We start from the raw sequence: 21611 nt of genomic DNA on the forward strand, positions 1-21611 counted from the left end.
TATTTCTAACCGGACAACAATATTTTTAAATGTAGAAAGATGTTTAACAGTGATTGTTTTTTACAACCGGGGATCTACCGGTTCACTCTCTAACGCTAAAATACCAAATACGCACTGATGCACCAACTGTAAAGGATCTTTATTTACAAATCTTTCGAGTCCTTCCAGTCCCAGCGCGAATTCGCGCAATGCCAGCGAACGTTTGCCGGTCAGCTTGCGGCTGCGCAGGCGTTCCAGGTTTTCGGCGGCATCGTATTCTGGGCCATAGATAATGCGCAGGTATTCCGCTCCACGGATCTTGATAGCTGGCTGTATAAGGCCTTTATCCCCTTTGCTGAGGAAGGTATATGGCTTTATGACCATTCCTTCACCACCGGCAGCAGTTAGCTCTTTCCACCAGTTGATGGCCGCCTGCTCACTTGCTGCATTTCCTATTTCCACCAGGAGATAAGGAGTAGCCAGGAGTATTTGTTCATCGCCTGCACAAATATTTTTTATGGCAGACATATGCCATTCATGGTCTTTATCAAACCACGTTTTCCCTTCCGTAGCCATGATATGAAACGGCGCCAGCTTATAGTCGTCCAGTGAGTTCACGGACCAGCAATACTGTCTGTAGGCTTTCACATAATTGGTGGTTTGCTCCAGGCGCTGCGTATACTTCTCCAGCAATACCTCTGCAGGTGCACCATTACTGATGGCCTGCTGTAAAGCCGTTACTACCGCCGGCAATGCTTTGCCAGCAGCGGTACCGACTGCTGCATATTGCGTTTGCAACAGGGCCTGTGCTTTGGCGCTCCAGGGCATCAGCTCCGCATCCAGGCACACCCAGTCCGTATCAAAGGTTTCATAGAAACCCGTGCTGATCAGGGCGGCATTAATACGTGCAATGAAATCCTGTTCCGTTTGTTTGTCGGTAAAGAAAGAACGGCCCGTCCTGGTATAGATCACGCCATTACCTTCCCCGGTAACGCCGAAACGGCGTTCTGCTACTTCTTCATCTTTGCAAACAATTACCACGGCGCGGGAGCCCATATGTTTCTCTTCACAGATTACCTTCTCCACACCTGCTTCTTTGTAGTACTGTAATCCTTCCGCAGGATGTTCCAAAAAGCCTTGTGCCTGGCTGGTTTCAGCCGGCGACATGGTAGGTGGCAAATAGATCAGCCACTTGGGATTAATCGTAAAACGACTCATCACTTCCAGCGCAGCAATATTGTTTTCTTCGCGGATGGTGATATTATTGCTATAGCGGGTTTGCAGGATTTGCTTGCCCGTAAAGTCTTCTATGTTCAAAACACTGTCATACTGCTGCTGTACGCTCAGCACACTGTCGGCACTGTAGCCGATAGGCCTTGCCGGTACGGCGTATTGTTCCAGCGCTGGTACGGATACCAATTCTCTTTCCGGATAACGCAAGGCGGTGAGCGAAGCACCAAATACGCAACCGGTATCAATGTCGATGGTGTTATTCAACCACTGTGCGGTAGGTACCGGCGTATGTCCGTATACCACCATGGCCCGGCCTTTATACTCCAGGGCCCAGTTATAACGTACCGGCAGTCCGAATTCATCTGTTTCGCCGGTGGTTTCACCGTATAAACAAAATTCTCTTACCGCACCGGAGCCACGCCCCTGCATGCTTTCCTTTAAGCCGGCGTGCGCAACTACCAGTTTACCGTCATCAAGTACATAGTGACTGATGAGGCCATCAATAAATGATTTTACGGATTCCAGGAACTCGGGAGTTTCACTGGTCAACTGTGCTACCGTTTGTTCCAGGCCATGTCTGAGCTGCACATTTTTTCCGTTCAGGTAACGCAGCAACTTGGCATCATGGTTACCCGGCACACATAACGCCAGGCCATTGCTGACCATGTTCATTACCAAACGCAGTACCTGCGGGGACTTGGGACCACGGTCTACCAGGTCGCCCACAAAAACGGGTTTGCGGAAACGCGTGTATCCTTCGGCGTTAGTAGTCATGGGAGCGCTGATCAGCGATGCATTTTCTCTGTCTACCTGGTAACCGAGTACTTCCAATAAGTTACACAGTTCATCGTAGCAGCCGTGTACATCGCCGATGATATCGAATGGTCCGTGTTCGTCTTTCTTATTATTATAGAGCGGGCTACGGGTAATCGTTTCCAGCATCGCCACATCTTCCGGTGAGCGCATTTCAAAAATCTGCCGGAAGCCTTCTTCCCGCAGATCACGAAGCCCACGCTTCAACTGGCTGATCTGCTGTGGAATCACGTGTGTGCCAAAATTGCGATCGCTGCGCAACGTATTGCGCTCCTGGCATACCTGCTCCGGCATATTCAGCACGATAGCCACCGGCAGCACATGATATTCTCTGGCCAGCCGCACCCATTCCCTGCGGGATTCGGGCTGTACGTTGGTGGCATCAATCACCGTAAGCAAACCTAACTTTAAACGTTTGGCTGCAATGAACCGCACCAGCTCAAAAGCATCTGCCGACACAGTCTGGTTGTTTTCATCATCGCTGATTAAGCCGCGGCAAACATCAGATGAAATAATTTCTGTCGGTTTAAAAAACTGACGGGCAAACGTAGACTTACCGGCACCGGAAGGGCCGATTAATAATACCAGTGATAATTCTGGTATAGAGATATGTGATAATTTAGTATTTCTTCGGGACATAAAATTCGTCTCTTATTCTTCTTAACAGCGCTTCTGCCAGCTCCGGGTCCGGGTGTTCCGGCAGGTCTGACGCAGCATACAGCTGTTGCATGTGATGTAATTTTTGGGTAGCCATTTCCACCAGGGTATCGTAACTGAATTCGCCGTTACGGATACGCAGAAGGAAATCGCGGTCGTGCCTATGCACACGTACTTCTTTATATAAGGCAATTTCTTCCGCCATGGTTAACAAACGGAAAGTATGCATCATGTGCTTACTATCGTAGTCRGCGCCCAGCTCTTTGTTATGGTTATAACGCGCGTCATTGCGGAGTGCTACCCATTCGTGATAGGCGGCGAAGTCCTTGCAATACACCGTATAGCCATCTTTGTTAAACTGCATAATTGCCAGAGGACCTTGTCCTTTAGGGACAGCGGTCAACTGCACATCGTTGGCATCTGCTCCGGAGAAAATACCCTTGAAGGTGGTCTCCTTATCAAACTGTCCGGTATGGTATAAAGCATATATATCCCGGAAATGATCGATGCGTGATAGCCCACAGTCTTCCTGCTGCAGTTGCTTTTCGTTTAGCCAATCGCGTAACGGCACACTCTGTCCGCCAACAATAACGTAGCAAAATTCAAAAACGGATTTCCTTTCTGCGGGGTACGACTGGTTGATCTTTTTGTTTAATCCCTTCGCCTTCTTCATCTGCGTGTTCGCGAAACCGGCAAAGGTTTCCATACATAGGCGGGATAGAAAGTCAGCCGGCTTTATCAGGTCCATCAACGGGTGGCGGAACAGCTGATTGCCGGCAGTGGTACTTAACAGTTCCAGTATGTTGGGATTATTTTTCTCCAGCAATTCCAGGAAACGCTTTATCTCAAAGTATACTTCATCGTTGCTCTGGTTGGCTACCTGCGGGGTATACGTCAGGCCGTATAACTCCTGTTGCGGCAATATGAATACACCTTTGATGTCGGTATCTGAAGTAGGCACCTGCAGGTTATACGCTCTGCTGCCGCTGATGCATTCCAGCAGGATATACTGCCTGTTTTGTTGCAGTGCTTCAAAAGTCATAGGCAATATATTTCCGGAATAGTACATCCAGTTCGGCTGTGTCATTCCTTACGGCAGGTAACTCAGCTGATAATTGTTTGCATTGTTCCAGGGTGCCGGCGATCCATTGATGCAGTGCCAATACAGGCGCAATAGTAGTATGCTCGTCGGCATTCACTTTTACTTCCAGCAAATGATCAATTTCCTTTTGAATCGCTTCATCGGTGATTAACGTACGCAGGATGGCAAACTCCATGGGTGGCACGCCTTTACCGGCCAGTATCCACTGACACGCCAGCATAGGCCGCAACACATAAAAGTACTTTTTCACTTTCACCATGTCTCCTTCCAGTTCGTTGGTGAACGTGTTATATGCCATAGACAGGTAGTGATGACAACCCGATCTCGGTGAAAAATATTTTTCCATCAAACCTGTGAGGGTTTGTTTGAAGTCGGTTTCTTCCTGGTAAACAATGGGCGACTGCAACCATTCGTACAGGGGCGCATTGGATTTCAGGAACAGCTGTAATCCTTTACGGATATCCCATCCGCTTACATCCAGCACTTCGTCTACCGGAGGTTCAATCACGTCCCGTTGCTCGATGATACTCAGATAGGTATCTTTATGCCGCGTGTAAATAAAGCGGATATCAAAGTCGCTGTCGGGCGATGGAAAGCCCCAGGCACGGCTGCCGGACTCACATGCGTAAAGTATTTTAACCTGGTGTGATTTTTCCAGTTCTTTTATTTTCTGCAGTATTACCTCTTCCATAAATTATCTTTTAAACAGGGCCAGTTGGCTGGGACCACCTAATACTTCATCTGTTTCTCCCAAAGGCCTATAAGTTACAATATAACCAAATTGTGCGGCTACCCGGTTACCCCATGCTTCAAATTCGGCTCTTGTCCACTCAAAACGGTGGTCATTATGCCGGAAATTCCCGCTGCTAAGGGTTTCATACAGGATGTTATATTCTGCGTTTACCGTGGTAATAATCACATATTGTGGCCGCGCGTATTCAAAAACCACTTTTTCCAGGGCATTCAGGCGGGGCAGGTCCAGGTGTTCAATTACCTCTACCAGTACGCCGGCATCAAAACCTGATAAGCGTTTATCCCTATACGTTAGAGAGCCCTGTATCAGCTGTATACGTTTTTTTTGCATTTCAGGCAGTCGGTCGAGCTTCAGTTTTGACTGAGCTATCTCCAGCGAATGATAGCTGACATCCATGCCCAGTATGTTTTTGAAGGCAGATTTTTCCATGAGCAAACGTAACAGTTTGCCTTCACCACAACCCATATCTGCCACCGAGGAAACATTCAGTTCCAGGAGCAGGTCTCTTACTGTTTGGAGCCTGACATCATGCAGGCGTACTTTCTCTTTGGGCTGTTTTACTTCCTCTGGAAGAACTTCGTCCTTCATGATCATGCCCAGCGCTTCTTTTGCCAGTGGCCCTATATTCCGGAGATAGCGGCGGGTAATCAGTTCCTTGGCCGGATGGGTATCCAGCCAGCCCTGCCCCTTTTCCATGAGCTTTTCAATTTCATGTCCGCCTACGAAATAGTGCTTATCGTTATCGCAAACCGGGATCAGGATGTATAACTGACTCAGGATTGTTTTCAGTGGCAGCGTATGCTGCAGCGTTACATTGTAGTAGCGGCTCTGCCCCCATTCCGGGAACTGTTCATCCAGCACATAGGATTCCAGCGATATTTTATAACCCAGGGGTTCAAAAAATTGTCGCAATAAATGTTCTCCACCTTTTACGGGCAACACCGACAAGGTAATTTCAAAAGGAATCGCTTCATCTGTCAGGTGCGGCTTGTCTTTGCAACGGCCATTCATCGCAGAGGAATAAGCTTGCGCAATAGCAGCGCTCATGAAAGACGAGGCCACGTAAGGGCGGTCATTCACATACTGTTCCAGGGCGAAATCATTGCGGGACCCGTTGCGGCGAACCAGTCTTACCGGATCAATGTCGAGCAGTAAAGCGGCCGTGCAGGAATCATCGGTGGCTTCGGGATAAAAAATGTGCGCACTACCGGCGGTCAGTTCAACAGTTTGTACTTTAGCGGGATGTTTGTGCAGCAGATAGCCAAGGTCTGTGGCGGGGTAACGTTTAGTTGTAATAGTTAATAACATCGGTCAACTGTGCATCTTCACGGAAGCACTCTTTTTATAAATTATGAATCGAAGATATTATTTTTTAGTATATGCCACAAATTTCCGGCGTATAAAATCGTTGAAATCCATCTTATCTACCTGCAGCAATTCCTTTATTTAAACAACAAATTATCATTTAATCTCTATACCTTCTCCCCTTATCACATAAAAATATTTTGTTTTTACAATTAGTCTACTATATTTGTAGACTTTTATTCTCCACCTTTAAATCTTCCGGTTATGCCCGATAAGCCATTACATTTTGACACTCTCCAGGTACACGCAGGCTACCAGCCAGAGGGCACTACACATGCAGCAGCAGTGCCTATTTACCAAACCTCCTCTTTTACCTTCGACAGTGCAGAACATGCCGCAGATCTTTTCCAGCTGAAACAGTTTGGTAACATCTACACCCGTATCATGAATCCGACTACGGACGTATTTGAAAAAAGAGTGGCAGCCCTGGAAGGTGGCGTAGCTGCACTGGCAGTGGGTTCCGGACAGGCCGCACAGTTCATTGCCCTGCATAATATATTGTTACCGGGAGATAACTTCGTGACTTCTTCTTACCTGTATGGTGGCACCTTTAACCAGTTTAAGGTAAGCTTCAAACGCATTGGTGTGGAGGCCCGTTTTGCGGATCTTGATAACCCTGAAAGCTTTGAAGCGCTGATAGATGAAAATACCAAAGCCATTTATGTGGAAACGATCGGTAATCCCGGATTTTCCATTCCTGACTTTGAAAAAATAAGCGCCATTGCGCGTAAACATGATCTGCCTTTGGTGGTAGATAATACCTTTGGTGCTGCCGGCTACTTAGCCCGTCCGCTGGAGCATGGCGCCAACGTGGTAGTAGAATCAGCTACCAAATGGATCGGTGGACATGGCACCAGCATTGGCGGTATCATTGTAGACGGTGGTAACTATAACTGGGGGAATGGCAAGTTCAAACAGTTCAGCGAACCGGATGAAGCATACCATGGCATGAAGTTCTGGGAAGTATTTGGTGACCAGAGTCCATTTGGCAACATTGCCTACATCATCCGTGCACGGGTGGCAGGTTTACGTAGCTGGGGTCCTGCCCTCGCGCCGCAGAACTCCTTCCTGTTCCTACAGGGACTGGAAACGCTGTCGCTCCGCGTACAACGCACCGTAGACAATGCGCTGGCACTGGCACAGTGGTTACAGCAACATCCACAGGTAGAATCAGTCAACTATCCTGGTTTACCAGATAATAAATACCATGCACTGGCGCAAAAATACCTGCAAAATGGCTTTGGTGGCGTATTAAGCTTCAAGATCAAAGGCGGTAAAGAAACAGCGGATAAATTCGTACAGTCGTTGAAGTTAATTTATCACCTGGCGAATGTGGGAGATTCAAAAACCCTCATCATTCACCCGGCTACAACTACACACCAGCAGTTGAGTGRGGAAGAACAAAAGAAAGCGGGTGTAGCACCAGGCGTATTGCGCATTTCACTGGGAATAGAACATATCGGAGATATCCAGAGTGACATCGCACAAGCATTTGAAACAGCTTTTAGCAGTTAGCTTTTAGCTTTTAGGAAATGCAGCGGAGAACATAATATGCTGATCTTTGCTGCATTTCCTAAAAGCTAATGGCTAAAAGCTCGTATCGATATCCGCAGCATCGCCGCTTACGTCCTTGTCTTTATCTCCTTTCCCCAGTTTGATCTTTACCTTCCCATCCTTTTCCGATACCGCACGCAGATGAATGACGATTCCTTTTTTGCTGCGCCTGCGTTTTTCTTCTTTATCAGTAATAGCAGAATCTTTAGCCGGATTACGTAAGGGAATATCCAGGTTAATATTAGTCGGCGCATCTATACCGTATACGCCCTGTACGTCTATATTAATAGCACTGGAGGCGATCCGCATGGGAGGAATAATGATTTTATTTCCCTGCACCTGGAAAGTATTATTCAGGTTTTCAAATGTAATGCTGTCGAGATGCCTTTTGCGGAAAGCAAAGTTGCCGATATCGGCCAATGGTCCAAAGTTGACGAGTGCACCGTTCTTCAGGCTAAAGTTAATGGTGCCATACAAAGAGTTCTTTCCCAGCGAGCCATTATCCAGTACATTCCCTTTCAGGGTCACTTTCGCTGATACATTCCCTTTCAGGTTGTCAGAGGTAAGAGAAGTAAGCCCGAAGTTATTAAACGCATAAAACAGCTGGCCGATATGTACATTATTTACGGTAGCATTCATATTGAAGTTATTGTTAACTCCCTGCTGCGCCATCGTTCCGGTTAGTTGCATATTTCCTCCTGCATGGTCCAGTGCAATCTGTTTTAACAGGATGCCCGAAGTCGTTAGTTCGAGGGCGGCCTTTACATTTTGTGCAGTAAAGCGCTGATAAGTTACCTTATCCAGTTGAACGTTCATGGTTACATCGCTGGAGGCCAATACTACGTCCAGTTGCCGCGATACACGCCCCATTTTGGCCTTCTGCTGACTCTTGGAAGGCTTGGCCTTCTGTCGCGGTGCAAGGAAGCTTTTGAACTCGTTGAGGTCTACCAGCTGACTGCGTATATTCCAGGTCAGTGCTATTTTATCCGGCGTAGTGAAATACAGGTTCAACAGGTTTTTTACCACACCATCCATTTGCAGGTTGCTCTTATCTGTTTGTACGTGTATGTTTTCCAGCAACAGATCCTGCCCGGTGAAACGCAGGGTGGCGTTGGCATCATGAAAGGATAAATTACGGGGCGTATAAGTGAACGCTCCTTGTTTCACTGCTACCACACCCTGCAGCGAGGAAGGGGTGTTATCATCCGCCAGCACCGGCCCTGTATAATACAGGTCAGCATTGGCCTCCCCTGACTTAAATACAATCGGTGCATCTGTTGAAGCCTCATTCAGATTAGCCAATGGAAACTCCGAACGGAAATGTCCGTGTAACAATGGCTGTTTCAGATTCACTATCCGAATAGTATCCGCTTTAAGGGGAATACCAGACAGTGAGGCACTCAGTTGGAAAATATTAACAGCAGAATTTTCATCGGTATGTCCCTGTCCCGGTAATACTTCGTTATTAAATCTGCCGGTGAAATTACAATTACTCCACTCCCCCATGGTGCTCACCAATACGTTGTTGGTGGTTTTCCAGGTAATCACCACTTTGGGAGTATCCCGGAATTTCATATGTCCGTCCAGGTTAGCCTCTGCATCCAGTGGTTTTGTCAAGGTAATGCTACTCAGTTTTGTATTGATGTTGGGAGGCAGCCAGCTGGCGGCATCTTTCAACAGTACCTGGTTAGCATTGATCTTTAGCTGAAAGGGCGGCGGCTTTTCCCCGAAACCAAACTGCCCTGCAATCAGTACCGGATGGTCATCTATCCGGATCTCCTGTTGCGGTATGGTGAGTATTTTTGTACGCTTATTGAAGATGACTGAAAGATTCAATTGCATTTTTTTATCCTTCAGATAACTTCCTTTGTTGGTATTAAAGGCGAAGCTTTTCGACATAATATCCGATAGCATGGTAAACTGTATACTGCTGTCTGTCGCCTTCATCTTCCCGTTCAACTGACGAATGTCCAGGTCGAATAACTTAAACTTCTGCTGGTTGTCTATCACGAAGTTGATATTCCTGAGTGTCAGCTGCTCCACATTGGCATCTTTGGAGCCACTGCTTTTCTTTTTCTCTGAAGATGGTCGTTGTAAAACGTAAGTATTGGAATACCCGGTGGTATCGGTATACAGGTAAATTTTACCGTCCTGCAAGGTGACTTCATTCACATCTACGTGCTTGCGTAGCAGTGATAACGTATTTACCCGTACGAAGATATAGTTCACATCCAGCAAGGCATGGTGATGTTGCTGCCAGAGGCTGTCCTGCAGCACTACTTTTTTCAGGCCGATGGATACGTTGGGAAAGCTCTTCCACAGGGAGGGCTCCATGTCCTCAATGGTGATAGTGCCGTTCAGGCGGTCATTCAACTGCCCTGTAATCTGTTTGAGGAAAGTGGCTTTATTGGCACGTACGTACCACGTCATACCCAGGAATAACAACAACAGTAGGGCTATCAATACACCGCCGGTAATAAGGATGATCCTGAGCCATTTTCGCATGTGGTAAAGGTTTATTTGCTATAACAGATGATCTGTTAAACAGTTCACCAACCCATAAAAACCATGCCTGCTCCGCAAACGGTAACTGCGGCCCCGCTGATCGCCGCCATATACCGCTCTGTGGCTACCGGTTTCATCAAAGAAAAACCATAATAGCCTAATAAAACCATGAGGATCATGGTAAGAATGGTGAACGTTGTAAAGGTAACTATCAACATAATAATGCCAGGTACTGATTGTTGTGCAGCAGGATAAAACAACAAGGGCAACAATGGCTCTGATGGCCCCATTACAAATATGACAAACAAGATCCACGGCGTAACCCGGATCCTTTTCTGTGGCGCCACATATGCCTCGTTGTGACGATGTTGATACACATACATGTCGCCATCGTCGTACACATCAAAATGTTTATGCGGCCGGTTCGCAACAGCTTTATAGATTCCCCATATGAGGTAAAAAAGCCCCAATATCAGCAACGCCCATCCCGCAATGCCGCCCCGCACTTCCGTTATCGCAGTGAAGCGCGACAACTGCCAACCCAATACCACACCAATCATCCCTATAACCAGGGAACTCATAACATGTCCCAGCCCGCAGAGGGCCGTCCAGCCGATGGTTTTAGCGATGGACCATTTCCGGGTACGGGAAAAAACGATGAAGGGCACATAATGATCCGGCCCCGATGCGGTATGCAGACAACTGATGGTAACTGCGGTTAATAATAAACTGTTATCGATAAATGTCATGCGATTTTTTTATGCAGATAAAAGCCTGGCCAGCTGCTGCTGGCATTCATACAGTTGTTCCCCGCTGTGACCGAGGAGTCTTACCATTACACCGCTACCCTGCGTGCGTGTTACGCCTGCGAGCATCCGGGGCTGTTCTTCCAGGTAACGGTGAAGGCTGTTCGCAGTTTCATTCATGGCCGTATTTTCATGGGTATCAAAAAACAGGAAAGTAGCCTGGTGGGTATATCCTTCCATCCAGCCCATAGCGGTAAAGTCAGTAACACCAGGCTGCATCAGCAGGTTATCCCGCAATAGCAGCCGCTCGCCGGCATATACCTGGGTGATGCTGTGTAGTTTGGTAAACATAAATACTTCCCCGTTCAGTTTACGGCCACAGGTAATAATCTCACCCCATATCAACCGGCAATTCCCAGCCAGGTGAATATTCGTGTAGCCGGTATAGGTAGCCTTTTCATGAGGCACCAGTGGATGTGGCAAAAAGGTAAAGGTACTGCCGGTTTGCAGCCGTACCGTCATCTCCTGTCTGGCACCGGTTTCCATATTAAACAGCCGCTGGTAAGCCTGGGTTTGGAGGTGCAGGGCTGTTTCGGCGGCCACGGTAATATCCAGCTGGTAATGATCCTTGTCCAGCATACCAGGGGAAGAACTCATCATCATGAGGCGCAGTACCGGGTCGCTGCGCTCTTCCCGCACGTTGGCAATTTTAAAAGGCCGCGTACAATAGCACTCTTTCAGGTAAGTACCTGCGTCTCTTTTACCCGTCAATATCTTCAGTTCACTTATCATGTCAGGAGGTTCGGTGCCGCTACGTCTTCGAGTAACGCAAATCGTTTAATCCAATTGATCACGTCTTCCAGTCCTTTGCCACTCATCAGGTCTGTGAACACGAAAGGTTGTCCCTGCCTCATTTTGCGGGCATCGCGTTCCATAACGCCGAGGTCTGCATGCACATAAGGCGCCAGGTCAATTTTATTGATGACCAGCAAATTAGAGCGGGTAATACCGGGGCCTCCTTTGCGGGGAATCTTATCTCCTTCTGCCACATCAATCACAAAGATGGTGACATCTGCCAGGTCAGGACTGAAGGTGGCAGAGAGGTTATCGCCACCACTTTCTATAAAAATGATTTCAATGTCCGGAAAACGGCGCACCATTTCCTCCACGGCTTCCAGGTTCATGCTGGCATCTTCCCGGATGGCCGTATGCGGGCAGCCACCGGTTTCTACACCGATGATCTTTTCCGGTGGCAACAGACTGTTCTGCGTCAGAAATTCGGCGTCTTCCTTTGTATAAATATCGTTGGTGATCACCGCCACGTTATAATCTTTGGCCATCTGCCTGGTGAGTCGTTCTATGAGCGCTGTTTTGCCGGAACCTACCGGGCCAGCCACTCCTATCTTGATGTATTCTCTGGTCATTGATGTAGAATTAAAAATTACGACATATACAAACACTTCTTTCCTGTCTACGACATATACAAACGGCTATACAACCGTTCGTGCTGCATACTGCGGATATCGAATCCGGCGTTGCAAAGGCCCAGCAAGGTTTTGTCGGGATGCATGGTAGCAGTGGTCAGCTCCTGCAATAGTGGTAGCAAATCAAAGATGATATCCTGTCCATCCATTTGCCCCAGCGGTACCAGCTTAACGCAATTCGTTACCATGGCTGCTGCTGCATTGTAATAAAAAGCGTACAAGGCAGCGGAAAGCGGGATGCCTAACAGGCAGGCATATACGCCAAATACCAGGCAGTAATGCGGACCAGTTCCTGCTGCTGCCTCATACTGTGTCATCAACGGATCCGTATACCTGCGGCTGAAAATGCGGGTGAGCCGGGCGCCCAACTTGTGGCTGGCTTCCCGGAGCTCCCGTGGCGCCTTCACGGCAGAGCACAGCTCCTGAAGCTCCAGCAATGCAGTGATGTTTTGTGCCGCCGCCGCCGTGTAAGCAAGACTCATAAAAGCAGCATCGTTATACTGCAAATTGTTCTGCAGCATATTGCGGACAAAAGCTGCTGCAGTCGTACGGCTGTTGACCAAACCCTGTTGCACAAATGTTTCCAGACCGGCAGAATGCGTATAGCTGCCAATAGGTAGCGTACTGTCTGCCAGGTGCAATAAGCTGCCTAGATAATGCTGTTCCATATATTTCAATTGCACGTTTTGCTGCTGATGAGGAATCGTTATTTCGATGCCAGTTCCAGGATCTTTTCAAAAAACGAAGGGCCGCCGTTACCATGGGCATGCGGCTGCACATTGGTACGCAGTATATGCAGCAGCTGCCGCTTTTCCTTTACCACCGGGTATCCTGCGGTATGCAGCCAGCGAAATAAAGGTTCGTCTGCCGGAATCAGTAACTGCTCGCCTTCCAGGAAAAGCGGTAAATGTTTATTCCCGATTTCGTAACAAACCCTGGCCATTTCTGCCATGTTGCGCGGACTGATTACGATGGCATCGCAGGGAAGAATATTCACTACAATCATCAGGTCATCGTCCTGATAAAGAATATCGTGCTGCTGGAGCTGCTGCCCTTCCTTTGTAAACTTCAGCGCTACTTCACGGCCGCCGGCAGTGTGTTTGCGTTGAATGCGCCGGGTAGTTTCAAACCACTCCAGCGGCAGCAGATCTGTTTCTTTGCTGCTACGTGTATGCGTAGCCGTATTTCCTATGATTTCTCTTACCAACATATCGTCCCCTTCTTAAAATAAAAAATAACGCTGTGCCATAGCCAGTTCTTTCAGTGGCTCACAGGTAATCTTTTCGCCGTCTACCCGCACTTCGTAAGTTTCAGGGTTCACGGTGATATCCGGTGTTTTGTCGTTATGGATCAGGTCTTTCTTGGAAATGTTGCGGCAATTCCGCACCGGCAACAGTTGTTTCTGTAAACCATATTCTTCCTTGATACCCTTCTCTAACGACAACGCAGATACGAAAAGCACGCAGGTATTCAACAGGGCTTTTCCGTGGGCGCCAAACATATGGCGGTATACCACCGGCTGCGGCGTAGGAATGGAAGCATTGGGATCCCCCATCCTGCTGGCATTGATCATCCCACCTTTAATGATCATCTCTGGTTTTACGCCAAAGAAAGCGGGCTTCCATAATACCAGGTCGGCCATCTTGCCCGGTTCCAGGGAACCTACATGTTCTGAAATGCCGTGGGCAATAGCCGGGTTAATGGTGTATTTGGCGATGTATCTTTTCACCCGGAAATTGTCGTTGTCATGATTTTTATCTTCCTCGAGGAAGCTCCGTTGCTTCTTCATTTTGTCGGCCGTTTGCCAGGTGCGTATCACTACTTCGCCTATACGTCCCATAGCCTGTGAGTCGGAGCTCATGATGCTGAATACGCCCATATCGTGCAGGATATCCTCTGCAGCAATGGTTTCCGGGCGAATACGGGAATCTGCAAAGGCCACATCTTCCGGTACTTTCTTATCCAGGTGATGACATACCATCAGCATATCCAGGTGTTCATCAATCGTATTGATGGTATAAGGACGGGTAGGATTGGTAGACGCAGGCAATACGTTGGGGAAAGATGCGGCGCGGATAATATCCGGTGCATGGCCTCCCCCGGCGCCTTCTGTGTGGAAGGTATGAATCACCCGGCCGTTGATGGCGTTGAGCGTATCTTCCAGGAACCCTGCTTCATTGAGGGTGTCGGTATGTATGGCAATCTGCACATCCAGTTCATCGGCCACTTTGAGGGCAGCGTCAATTACGGCTGGTGTAGAGCCCCAGTCTTCATGTATTTTCAATCCTAAGGCACCGGCAGCAATTTGTTCTACCATAGGCGCTGTGGTGGCGCAGTTGCCTTTACCAAAAAATCCCAGGTTCACCGGGTAGGCTTCCGCTGCCTGCAGCATGCGCTGTATGTTCCATTTACCGGGTGTTACGGTGGTTGCGCTGGTGCCGTCTGCCGGTCCGGTGCCACCGCCTATCAGGGTGGTTACACCGCTGAAAAGGGCATGATCTATCTGCTGTGGACAGATAAAGTGAATATGTGTATCAATGCCGCCGGCGGTGGCAATCAGGTTGGCGCCGTTGTGAATTTCTGTAGATGCCCCAATGATTAGCTCCGGATGCACCCCATCCATGGTGTCCGGATTGCCGGCCTGTCCAATGGCGACTATTTTACCGTCTTTAATGCCGATGTCGCCCTTTACAATGCCCCAGTGATCAATAACGATCACATTGGTAATCACAAAATCCAACACCCCTTCGCTACGCAGTGCAGTGGCAGATTGCGCCATGCCATCTCTTACACTTTTCCCTCCACCAAATTTGCTTTCATCCCCGTATACGTTGTAGTCCTTTTCTATTTCAATGATCAGGTCTGTATCTGCCAGTCGTACGCGATCGCCGGTGGTAGGACCATACATGTTTACATATTTTGTTTTGCTGATATGCAGACTCATAATTGTTCGGATTTAAAGTTCAGCAATGCGGCCTTTGCAATGGCAGCGGCTTTTACGGTGGGATCAGTGGTATCGCCGTTCACGAGGTTGTTTATACCTATCACCCGTTTATGGCCACCCAGTTCCACCAGCTCGACTTCTTTGGCTTCTCCCGGCTCAAACCTCACAGCGTTGCCGGAAGGAATGTTCAGGCGCATACCAAATGCCGCTTCACGGGGAAATGACATCATGCGGTTGACTTCAAAAAAATGGCAATGGGAGCCGATCTGTACGGGCCTGTCGCCGGTATTAACCACGCTTACCTTTACCGTTTTCCGGCCAGCGTTGGCGATGATATCTTCTTTCTTTAAAAAATATTCTCCTGGGATCATTGCGGAAAGATTTAATGGTTAGCGGATAGGATCATGTACGGTGACTAGTTTGGTACCATCCGGGAAAGTGGCTTCGATCTGTACTTCGTGGATCATTTCCGGAATGCCTTCCATCACGTCTTCACGGGTAAGAATAGTAGCGCCGTAGTGCATCAGCTCTGCTACGGTTTTCCCATCGCGGGCAGCCTCCATCAGGTGACTGCTGATCAGTGCAATCGCTTCCGGATAGTTGAGGCGCAGTCCTCTTGCTTTTCTTTTTTCGGCCAGCTCACCAGCCAGGTGCAGTAATAATTTCTCGGTTTCCCGTGCAGTCAGATGCATATGAATAGATTGTTGTAAAAAATGGTTGACCGGAGATTGGTTGGTGTACGAAAGGAATGGTAAAGTACGAATTTTCCGGATTACCCGAAAATTACCGTGCAGGGAGGCTAACGTGGAAGATTTATAATGGCAAGAGGGTGATGGGGAGTAGGTTTCCGGCAGCAGACAGGTAATAACAGTAACACATCCTGCTATAGTATTACCTGCCTGCTGTGGAAAATATATTTAGTGTGCAGCCTGTGGCGCTATTTTAGCGAACCGGGTACGTACCGCTTCGAGTTCTCCACGTCTCATTTTAGATGTTTTTTCCAGCAGGCCTACAAAGTAGTCTACTTCTTCTTTCTGCGCAGGGCAACCTACATTCTGCAGTTTGCCGGTAGCATCTTTCATCCGGCTATCCGCTATCAGTGTACCATCGGCATTTAATATCAGCCAAAAAGGGATGCCTTCCTGATCGCCGTGATATTTAGCCAGCAACTCCGCACCTCCGGGGTTTTCCTGTGCTTTGTTGGCGCCATTTTCCAATACGGTAATGTGGCGGATTTCATAGTTATCCACGAATGCCTTTTTAATACTGGCATCATTCATAGCCGTGTCCATTTTATGGCACCAGCCGCACCAGGACGCATGAAACAATACAAATACTTTCTTGTGGTTTTTGGTGGCCTGTGTGCAGGCTTCTTTTACTATCTCGTCTGCAGCAGCAGGAGGCGTTTGCTGTGCCTTTGCAGAGAAAGATAATACAGTGCATACCATTGTTAATGTAAGAACTAAAGAACGCATGGGTGATTGGTTTTGATCAAAAATATGTCTTAAAAAAAATTAGCGAAGACAAAAGCAAATATATATGCTTTCATCTTCGCTAATAAAATATAATTAAGAACGGTATTAATCATCCAGTTTCAACACCGCCAGGAATGCTTCCTGCGGTATTTCTACGTTACCGATCTGGCGCATACGTTTTTTACCTTCTTTCTGTTTCTCGAGCAATTTACGTTTACGGGAGATATCACCACCATAACATTTTGCGGTCACATCTTTACGCATAGCGCTGATATTTTCACGGGCTACGATTTTAGCACCGATAGCCGCCTGAATAGCGATGAGGAATTGCTGGCGTGGCAACAGTTCTTTCAGCTTTTCGGTCAGCTTACGGCCAAATTCCTGTGCACGGCTTCTATGGATCAGGGCACTCAGCGCATCCACCTTTTCATTATTAAGGAGGATATCCATTTTCACGATATCACTGTCACGGAAACCGATCGGTGAATAATCGAAGGAAGCGTAACCACGGGTCTGGCTTTTCAGCTTATCGTAAAAGTCGAATACGATTTCTGTCAGCGGTATTTCAAACATCAGCTCTACACGGGTGGTGGTGAGGTAACTCTGGTTAAGGAGGTTACCACGTTTACCCAGGCAGAGAGTCATGATGTTACCGATATATTCGGGTTTGGTAATGATCTGTGCACGGATGAAAGGCTCCTCAATCCTGTCCAGCATGGTAGGATCGGGCATTTCACTCGGGTTATTCACGATAATGATACCATCCCGGGTGGTATGAGCAATGAAGCTTACGTTGGGAACGGTGGTAATTACGGTTTGATTAAACTCTCTTTCCAATCGTTCCTGGATAATTTCCATGTGCAGCATGCCCAGGAATCCGCAACGGAAGCCGAAGCCCAGTGCCTGTGAGGTTTCCAGCTCATAGGTCAGGGAGGCGTCATTCAGCTGCAGTTTATCCATGCACTCACGCAGTTCCTCGAAATCTTCGGTGTTTACGGGGTAAATACCGGCAAATACCATTGGTTTTACTTCCTGGAAACCGTTGATACCGGCTTCACAAGGGTTATTGGACAGGGTGATGGTATCACCCACTTTCACTTCTTTGGCACTTTTGRTACCGGTAATAATATATCCCACATCGCCGGTAAAGACTTCCTTTCTCGGTGCCAGTCCCAGTTTCAGGATACCTACTTCATCAGCAAAGTATTCTTCTCCACTGTTGAAGAAGCGGATTTTGTCGCCTTTCTTAATGGTACCGTTGAAAATGCGGAAATAAGCGATAATACCGCGGAAAGAGTTGAATACGCTGTCGAAGATCAGTGCCTGCAGTGGTGCATCGTTGCTGCCTTTCGGAGCAGGAATGCGGGTTACGATGGCTTCAAGAATTTCTTCGATACCAATACCTGTTTTGCCGGAGGCCAGCAGGATATCTTCTCCTTTTACGCCGATCAGTTCAATAATCTGGTCTTTTACTTCTTCGATCATGGCGCCCTGCATATCAATTTTATTGATAACGGGGATGATTTCCAGGTCGTTTTCCAGTGCCAGGTAGAGATTAGAGATTGTCTGCGCCTGAATACCCTGTGCGGCATCTACCAGCAACAGTGCGCCTTCGCAGGCGGCCAGTGCACGGGATACCTCATAGGAAAAATCCACGTGACCAGGTGTGTCGATCAGGTTAAAAATATATTGTTCACCGTTTTTAGCGGTGTAGTCCATCTGAATCGCGTGACTCTTAATGGTGATACCTTTTTCACGTTCAAGATCCATGTCATCCAGCACCTGCGCCTGCATATCACGGTCGGAAATAGTATGTGTAAACTCCAGTAAACGGTCTGCCAGGGTACTCTTACCATGGTCAATATGGGCAATGATACAAAAATTGCGAATATTCTTCATATGATGTTTTGCTGTTCCGTAGGCCTATYGCAAAGTACTACATTAAACCTTATTCAGCCGGCAAAGGTATTGAAATTAGTTCATTAGTTAATGCGTATAGTGATTATGTTTTGTTGTTTGGTTTTTAAAGAGATAGGAATGATAGCGATGGCTTTTTTTGATATATTAACTTTTAATGCTCAACTTTATAGACATAAGGGAAAAATGAGGGTTCAAACCCGTATTGTTAAATCTTAAAATTCACCGGAACATGGAACTTACCAATCAATTCGAACAGGCAGTAGCGGACAGTAAAACGCTGACGGAAAAACCCTCCAATGAAATTTTGTTGCAGTTATATGGTTTGTACAAACAAGGTACTACCGGCGATGCGGATGCTGAAGGACCTTCCAATCCGTTTGATTTTGTAGCAAAAGCCAAACATAGTGCATGGGAAGAGTTAAAGGGCAAAACAAAAGAAGCCGCCATGCAGGAATATGTGGACCTTGTAAAAAAACTGAAAAATAGCTTTTAGCTGTTAGCTTTTAGCTATTAGGAAATGCAGCGAATGACGAACATAAATTAATCATTCGCTGCATTTCCTAATAGCTAAAAGCTAACAGCTAAAAGCTTCTTTTCACCTTTTTCCCTTACTTTTGGGTTATTATGATTCCATCCTACACGATAAGCGAAAAGTCTCAACATTACCTGGCGCTGGAAGAACAGTATGGTGCCCACAACTATCATCCATTACCGGTTGTACTGGATCGGGGCGAAGGTGTTTTTTTATGGGATGTGGACGGCAAACGTTACTATGATTTTTTATCAGGATATTCCGCAGTAAACCAGGGACATTGTCACCCGAAGATTATTGCCACACTTATAGAACAGGCCCAAAAGCTCACGCTCACCTCCCGCGCATTTCACAATGATTTGCTGGGAGAATATGCACAATACATCACCTCTTATTTCGGATATGATAAGGTATTGCCTATGAACACGGGTGTGGAAGCGGTGGAAACAGCGCTGAAGCTATGCCGCCACTGGGCATATATCGTAAAAGGTATTCCTGAAAACAAGGCGAAAATTATTGTTTGTAATAATAACTTCCACGGACGTACGCTGAATGTGATCTCTTTTAGTACTGACCCTTCTGCACGCAACAACTTTGGTCCYTTTATGCCAGGGTATGAAGTGATTCCTTACAACAGCTTAACTGCACTGGAACAGGCGTTACAGGATAAAAATGTAGCGGGCTTCCTGGTAGAACCTATTCAGGGTGAAGCGGGCGTCATGGTACCGGATGAAGGGTATCTGGCTAAAGCGCGGCAGTATTGCCAGGATGCGAACGTATTATTTATTGCAGATGAAATTCAGACAGGACTGGCCCGTACCGGTAAGATGCTGGCCTGCGATCATGAAAATGTTCGTCCCGACATCTTAATTCTTGGCAAAGCCTTGTCTGGCGGCACATTGCCAGTGAGCGCCGTGCTGGCGGACGATGAAATTATGCTGACTATAAAACCAGGCGAACATGGTTCCACTTATGGTGGTAACCCGTTGGCATGTAAGGTGGCCATCACCTCCCTGCAAATATTAAAAGACGAAAAAATGGCTGAAAATGCAGCCGCTATGGGTCAGTTACTACGTAACGGACTGCAGGAACTGCATTCTTCCTATATTACTACTATACGCGGAAAAGGACTACTGAATGCGATCATTATTCAGCATAAAGATCCGGAAGCTGCATGGGACCTGTGTTTAACGTTAAAAGAAAATGGCCTGCTGGCTAAGCCAACGCATGGAGATAAAATACGGTTTGCACCTCCGTTGACCATTAACGCCGGTCAGATCTCGGATTGTGTGCAAATCATCAAAAGAAGTCTTGAACAGGCTTTCAGTTAGTTAATTGTAGTATGACGTCATCCCATAAAGCCATCCGGAGTTCCGGATGGAAAACAGACTTTTTAATCGGTTTTCCCGACGGGCTTTTCCTGTTGTTCTTTGCTACGCAGGTAATACAGGTATTCCCGATTGAAGTACAGCGCTTTTATACCCTGCATATCTGCATCTGGCTGATAGGCGGACTCCTCGTGATGTTCAGCGCCTTTCAGGCTAATAAAGGTGATGCAGAACACGACAGCGCACTGCTGTCTGATAAAGAAAGAACCAAGCTGCAACATCTCGATATCAACGCAAGAACCATTGCACATATTGAAGAGGAGATGGAAAAAGATGCCCACACCTGGGAGCAGATCCTGGAACACGAAAAAGTAACCGAAACTACGTTCAGCCGTTCACGTGCTATACAACATGCCTTGCTTACCGGCTTCTTTTTCTTATTGGGAGGATCTATGTCGCTGGGACCTTATCTTTCTAATGAAAATTTTCCTGCCGCCTCACAAACCAGTATCATGCTGGTTTTCCTGGGATTAACGGTCTTCAGTTTTATCAAAGCAAGAATAACGGCACAACGTCCGCTGCCCGTTATTTTACGTTATTGGTTAATGGGAGCTGGTATATTGGCGGGGGTATGGATACTCCATAAAACGATCTTCTAAAAAATGCGGATGCGGTTAGTGTGTACTAACCGCATCCGCAAATATATTTTTTCTTTTTTACTGTCCTTTAGGCGAGCGGGTAAATAATACACAACCAAATGCTACCAAAGCAGCACCCATCGATACATACAATGCTACACCCGGATGAGGGCACTCTCCTATCTCACAACGTGAATACAGGATCATATTCCTGAAAGTCCACGCCACCAGGAACCCTACAATAAACAGGTTAATCCTCGATACCCACTTATTTTTAATAGCAAATATAACAATCGCCAATACAGACAGGATAATGCTCAATTTACCAGGTTCTCCATAACTGGAGCCGGTACCATCCATGCCCGTGAAGGTCAGATGCCGGCTTTCTATAAAAGACCATGGCAAAAAAGCGCATACAATTACCAGCAATACTGCCAGTATACCAATAATACCCGTCCTGGACATACTTTTCTATTTAGGGATGCAAAGGTAAGTGAGAAATGGGAAGAATTACGAATTAGGAATTACGAATTACGGATTTGCAGGTAGATCTTTCGCTGTTGTCTCCCCACAAATCCGTAA

20 protein-coding genes are annotated in these 21611 nt (G+C 47.1%); 4 read left to right on the plus strand and 16 right to left on the minus strand.

Going from position 1 to position 21611, the window contains the following annotated elements:
• Nucleotides 1-60: 60 nt before the first annotated feature.
• From AC1DP6_RS20990 to AC1DP6_RS21005, 4 genes are read right to left on the minus strand one after another with little or no spacing between them, the layout of a single operon-like run.
• On the minus strand, nucleotides 61-2664 hold the full coding sequence (locus tag AC1DP6_RS20990) for a polynucleotide kinase-phosphatase (protein ID WP_477056562.1): 2604 nt from the start codon (nucleotides 2662-2664) through the stop codon (nucleotides 61-63).
• Nucleotides 2645-3724 (minus strand): DNA polymerase beta superfamily protein, encoded by a 1080-nt coding sequence (locus AC1DP6_RS20995; RefSeq protein ID WP_477056563.1) that lies wholly within the window; start codon nucleotides 3722-3724, stop codon nucleotides 2645-2647. The genes AC1DP6_RS20990 and AC1DP6_RS20995 overlap by 20 nt, the downstream gene beginning before the upstream one ends.
• Entirely contained in the window at nucleotides 3714-4475 is a 762-nt protein-coding gene (locus AC1DP6_RS21000; RefSeq protein WP_477056564.1) for a nucleotidyltransferase domain-containing protein, read from the minus strand. Before AC1DP6_RS21000 ends, AC1DP6_RS20995 begins: the two co-directional genes overlap by 11 nt.
• A gap of 3 nt (nucleotides 4476-4478) precedes the next feature.
• Nucleotides 4479-5846, minus strand: coding sequence for a 3' terminal RNA ribose 2'-O-methyltransferase Hen1 (locus AC1DP6_RS21005; RefSeq protein WP_477056565.1), 1368 nt, complete (start codon nucleotides 5844-5846; stop codon nucleotides 4479-4481).
• A 261-nt stretch (nucleotides 5847-6107) separates the two neighbouring features.
• Here AC1DP6_RS21005 and AC1DP6_RS21010 point away from each other — a divergent pair, with 261 nt between their 5' ends.
• Nucleotides 6108-7418 carry an O-acetylhomoserine aminocarboxypropyltransferase/cysteine synthase family protein gene (locus AC1DP6_RS21010; RefSeq protein ID WP_477056566.1) on the plus strand — a complete coding sequence of 437 codons (1311 nt, stop codon included), beginning with the start codon at nucleotides 6108-6110 and terminating at the stop codon, nucleotides 7416-7418.
• Between the two features lie 72 nt (nucleotides 7419-7490).
• On the opposite strand, the gene AC1DP6_RS21015 is transcribed toward AC1DP6_RS21010, so the two are convergent.
• The 11 genes from AC1DP6_RS21015 to lepA form a co-directional block, all read right to left on the minus strand.
• On the minus strand, nucleotides 7491-9962 hold the full coding sequence (locus AC1DP6_RS21015) for an AsmA family protein (protein WP_477056567.1): 2472 nt from the start codon (nucleotides 9960-9962) through the stop codon (nucleotides 7491-7493).
• A 44-nt stretch (nucleotides 9963-10006) separates the two neighbouring features.
• Nucleotides 10007-10711, minus strand: a complete 705-nt coding sequence (locus tag AC1DP6_RS21020) for a hypothetical protein (RefSeq protein ID WP_477056568.1) — start codon at nucleotides 10709-10711, stop codon at nucleotides 10007-10009.
• 9 nt (nucleotides 10712-10720) lie between these two features.
• Nucleotides 10721-11500 carry an urease accessory protein UreD gene (locus AC1DP6_RS21025; RefSeq protein ID WP_477056569.1) on the minus strand — a complete coding sequence of 260 codons (780 nt, stop codon included), beginning with the start codon at nucleotides 11498-11500 and terminating at the stop codon, nucleotides 10721-10723.
• Nucleotides 11497-12132, minus strand: a complete 636-nt coding sequence (gene ureG, locus AC1DP6_RS21030) for an urease accessory protein UreG (RefSeq protein WP_441578469.1) — start codon at nucleotides 12130-12132, stop codon at nucleotides 11497-11499. The genes AC1DP6_RS21025 and ureG overlap by 4 nt, the downstream gene beginning before the upstream one ends.
• A 47-nt stretch (nucleotides 12133-12179) precedes the next feature.
• On the minus strand, nucleotides 12180-12860 hold the full coding sequence (locus AC1DP6_RS21035) for an urease accessory protein UreF (protein ID WP_477056570.1): 681 nt from the start codon (nucleotides 12858-12860) through the stop codon (nucleotides 12180-12182).
• 38 nt (nucleotides 12861-12898) lie between these two features.
• Nucleotides 12899-13402, minus strand: a complete 504-nt coding sequence (ureE, locus tag AC1DP6_RS21040; protein WP_477024515.1) for an urease accessory protein UreE — start codon at nucleotides 13400-13402, stop codon at nucleotides 12899-12901.
• A gap of 12 nt (nucleotides 13403-13414) precedes the next feature.
• The gene (gene ureC / locus AC1DP6_RS21045) at nucleotides 13415-15136 is read right to left on the minus strand and encodes an urease subunit alpha (protein ID WP_477056571.1); all 1722 of its coding nucleotides are present in this window, start codon (nucleotides 15134-15136) and stop codon (nucleotides 13415-13417) included.
• A complete protein-coding gene (ureB, locus tag AC1DP6_RS21050; protein WP_477056572.1) occupies nucleotides 15133-15507 on the minus strand; it encodes an urease subunit beta in 375 nt (124 codons plus the stop codon). The genes ureC and ureB overlap by 4 nt, the downstream gene beginning before the upstream one ends.
• 18 nt (nucleotides 15508-15525) lie before the next feature.
• Nucleotides 15526-15828 carry an urease subunit gamma gene (gene ureA, locus AC1DP6_RS21055; RefSeq protein ID WP_133809771.1) on the minus strand — a complete coding sequence of 101 codons (303 nt, stop codon included), beginning with the start codon at nucleotides 15826-15828 and terminating at the stop codon, nucleotides 15526-15528.
• Nucleotides 15829-16053: 225 nt separating this feature from the next.
• The gene (locus AC1DP6_RS21060; protein ID WP_477056573.1) at nucleotides 16054-16611 is read right to left on the minus strand and encodes a thioredoxin family protein; all 558 of its coding nucleotides are present in this window, start codon (nucleotides 16609-16611) and stop codon (nucleotides 16054-16056) included.
• A 105-nt stretch (nucleotides 16612-16716) separates the two neighbouring features.
• Nucleotides 16717-18510: a translation elongation factor 4 gene (lepA, locus tag AC1DP6_RS21065; RefSeq protein WP_477056574.1), complete on the minus strand. Its 1794-nt coding sequence runs from the start codon at nucleotides 18508-18510 to the stop codon at nucleotides 16717-16719.
• 250 nt (nucleotides 18511-18760) lie between these two features.
• On the opposite strand from lepA, the gene AC1DP6_RS21070 reads away from it, so the two are divergent.
• The 3 genes from AC1DP6_RS21070 (at nucleotide 18761) to AC1DP6_RS21080 (ending at nucleotide 21050) form a co-directional block, all read left to right on the plus strand.
• Nucleotides 18761-19024: an acyl-CoA-binding protein gene (locus AC1DP6_RS21070; RefSeq protein ID WP_477056575.1), complete on the plus strand. Its 264-nt coding sequence runs from the start codon at nucleotides 18761-18763 to the stop codon at nucleotides 19022-19024.
• Between the two features lie 131 nt (nucleotides 19025-19155).
• Nucleotides 19156-20394 (plus strand): ornithine--oxo-acid transaminase, encoded by a 1239-nt coding sequence (gene rocD, locus AC1DP6_RS21075; protein ID WP_477024509.1) that lies wholly within the window; start codon nucleotides 19156-19158, stop codon nucleotides 20392-20394.
• Nucleotides 20395-20405: 11 nt separating this feature from the next.
• Nucleotides 20406-21050 (plus strand): VIT1/CCC1 transporter family protein, encoded by a 645-nt coding sequence (locus AC1DP6_RS21080; protein ID WP_477056576.1) that lies wholly within the window; start codon nucleotides 20406-20408, stop codon nucleotides 21048-21050.
• Nucleotides 21051-21107: 57 nt separating this feature from the next.
• Here AC1DP6_RS21080 and AC1DP6_RS21085 read toward each other — a convergent pair whose 3' ends face one another.
• Nucleotides 21108-21494: a hypothetical protein gene (locus AC1DP6_RS21085; protein ID WP_477056577.1), complete on the minus strand. Its 387-nt coding sequence runs from the start codon at nucleotides 21492-21494 to the stop codon at nucleotides 21108-21110.
• Between the last annotated feature and the right edge of the window lie 117 nt (nucleotides 21495-21611).

Source organism: Chitinophaga sp. 01L420 (assembly GCF_056399985.1).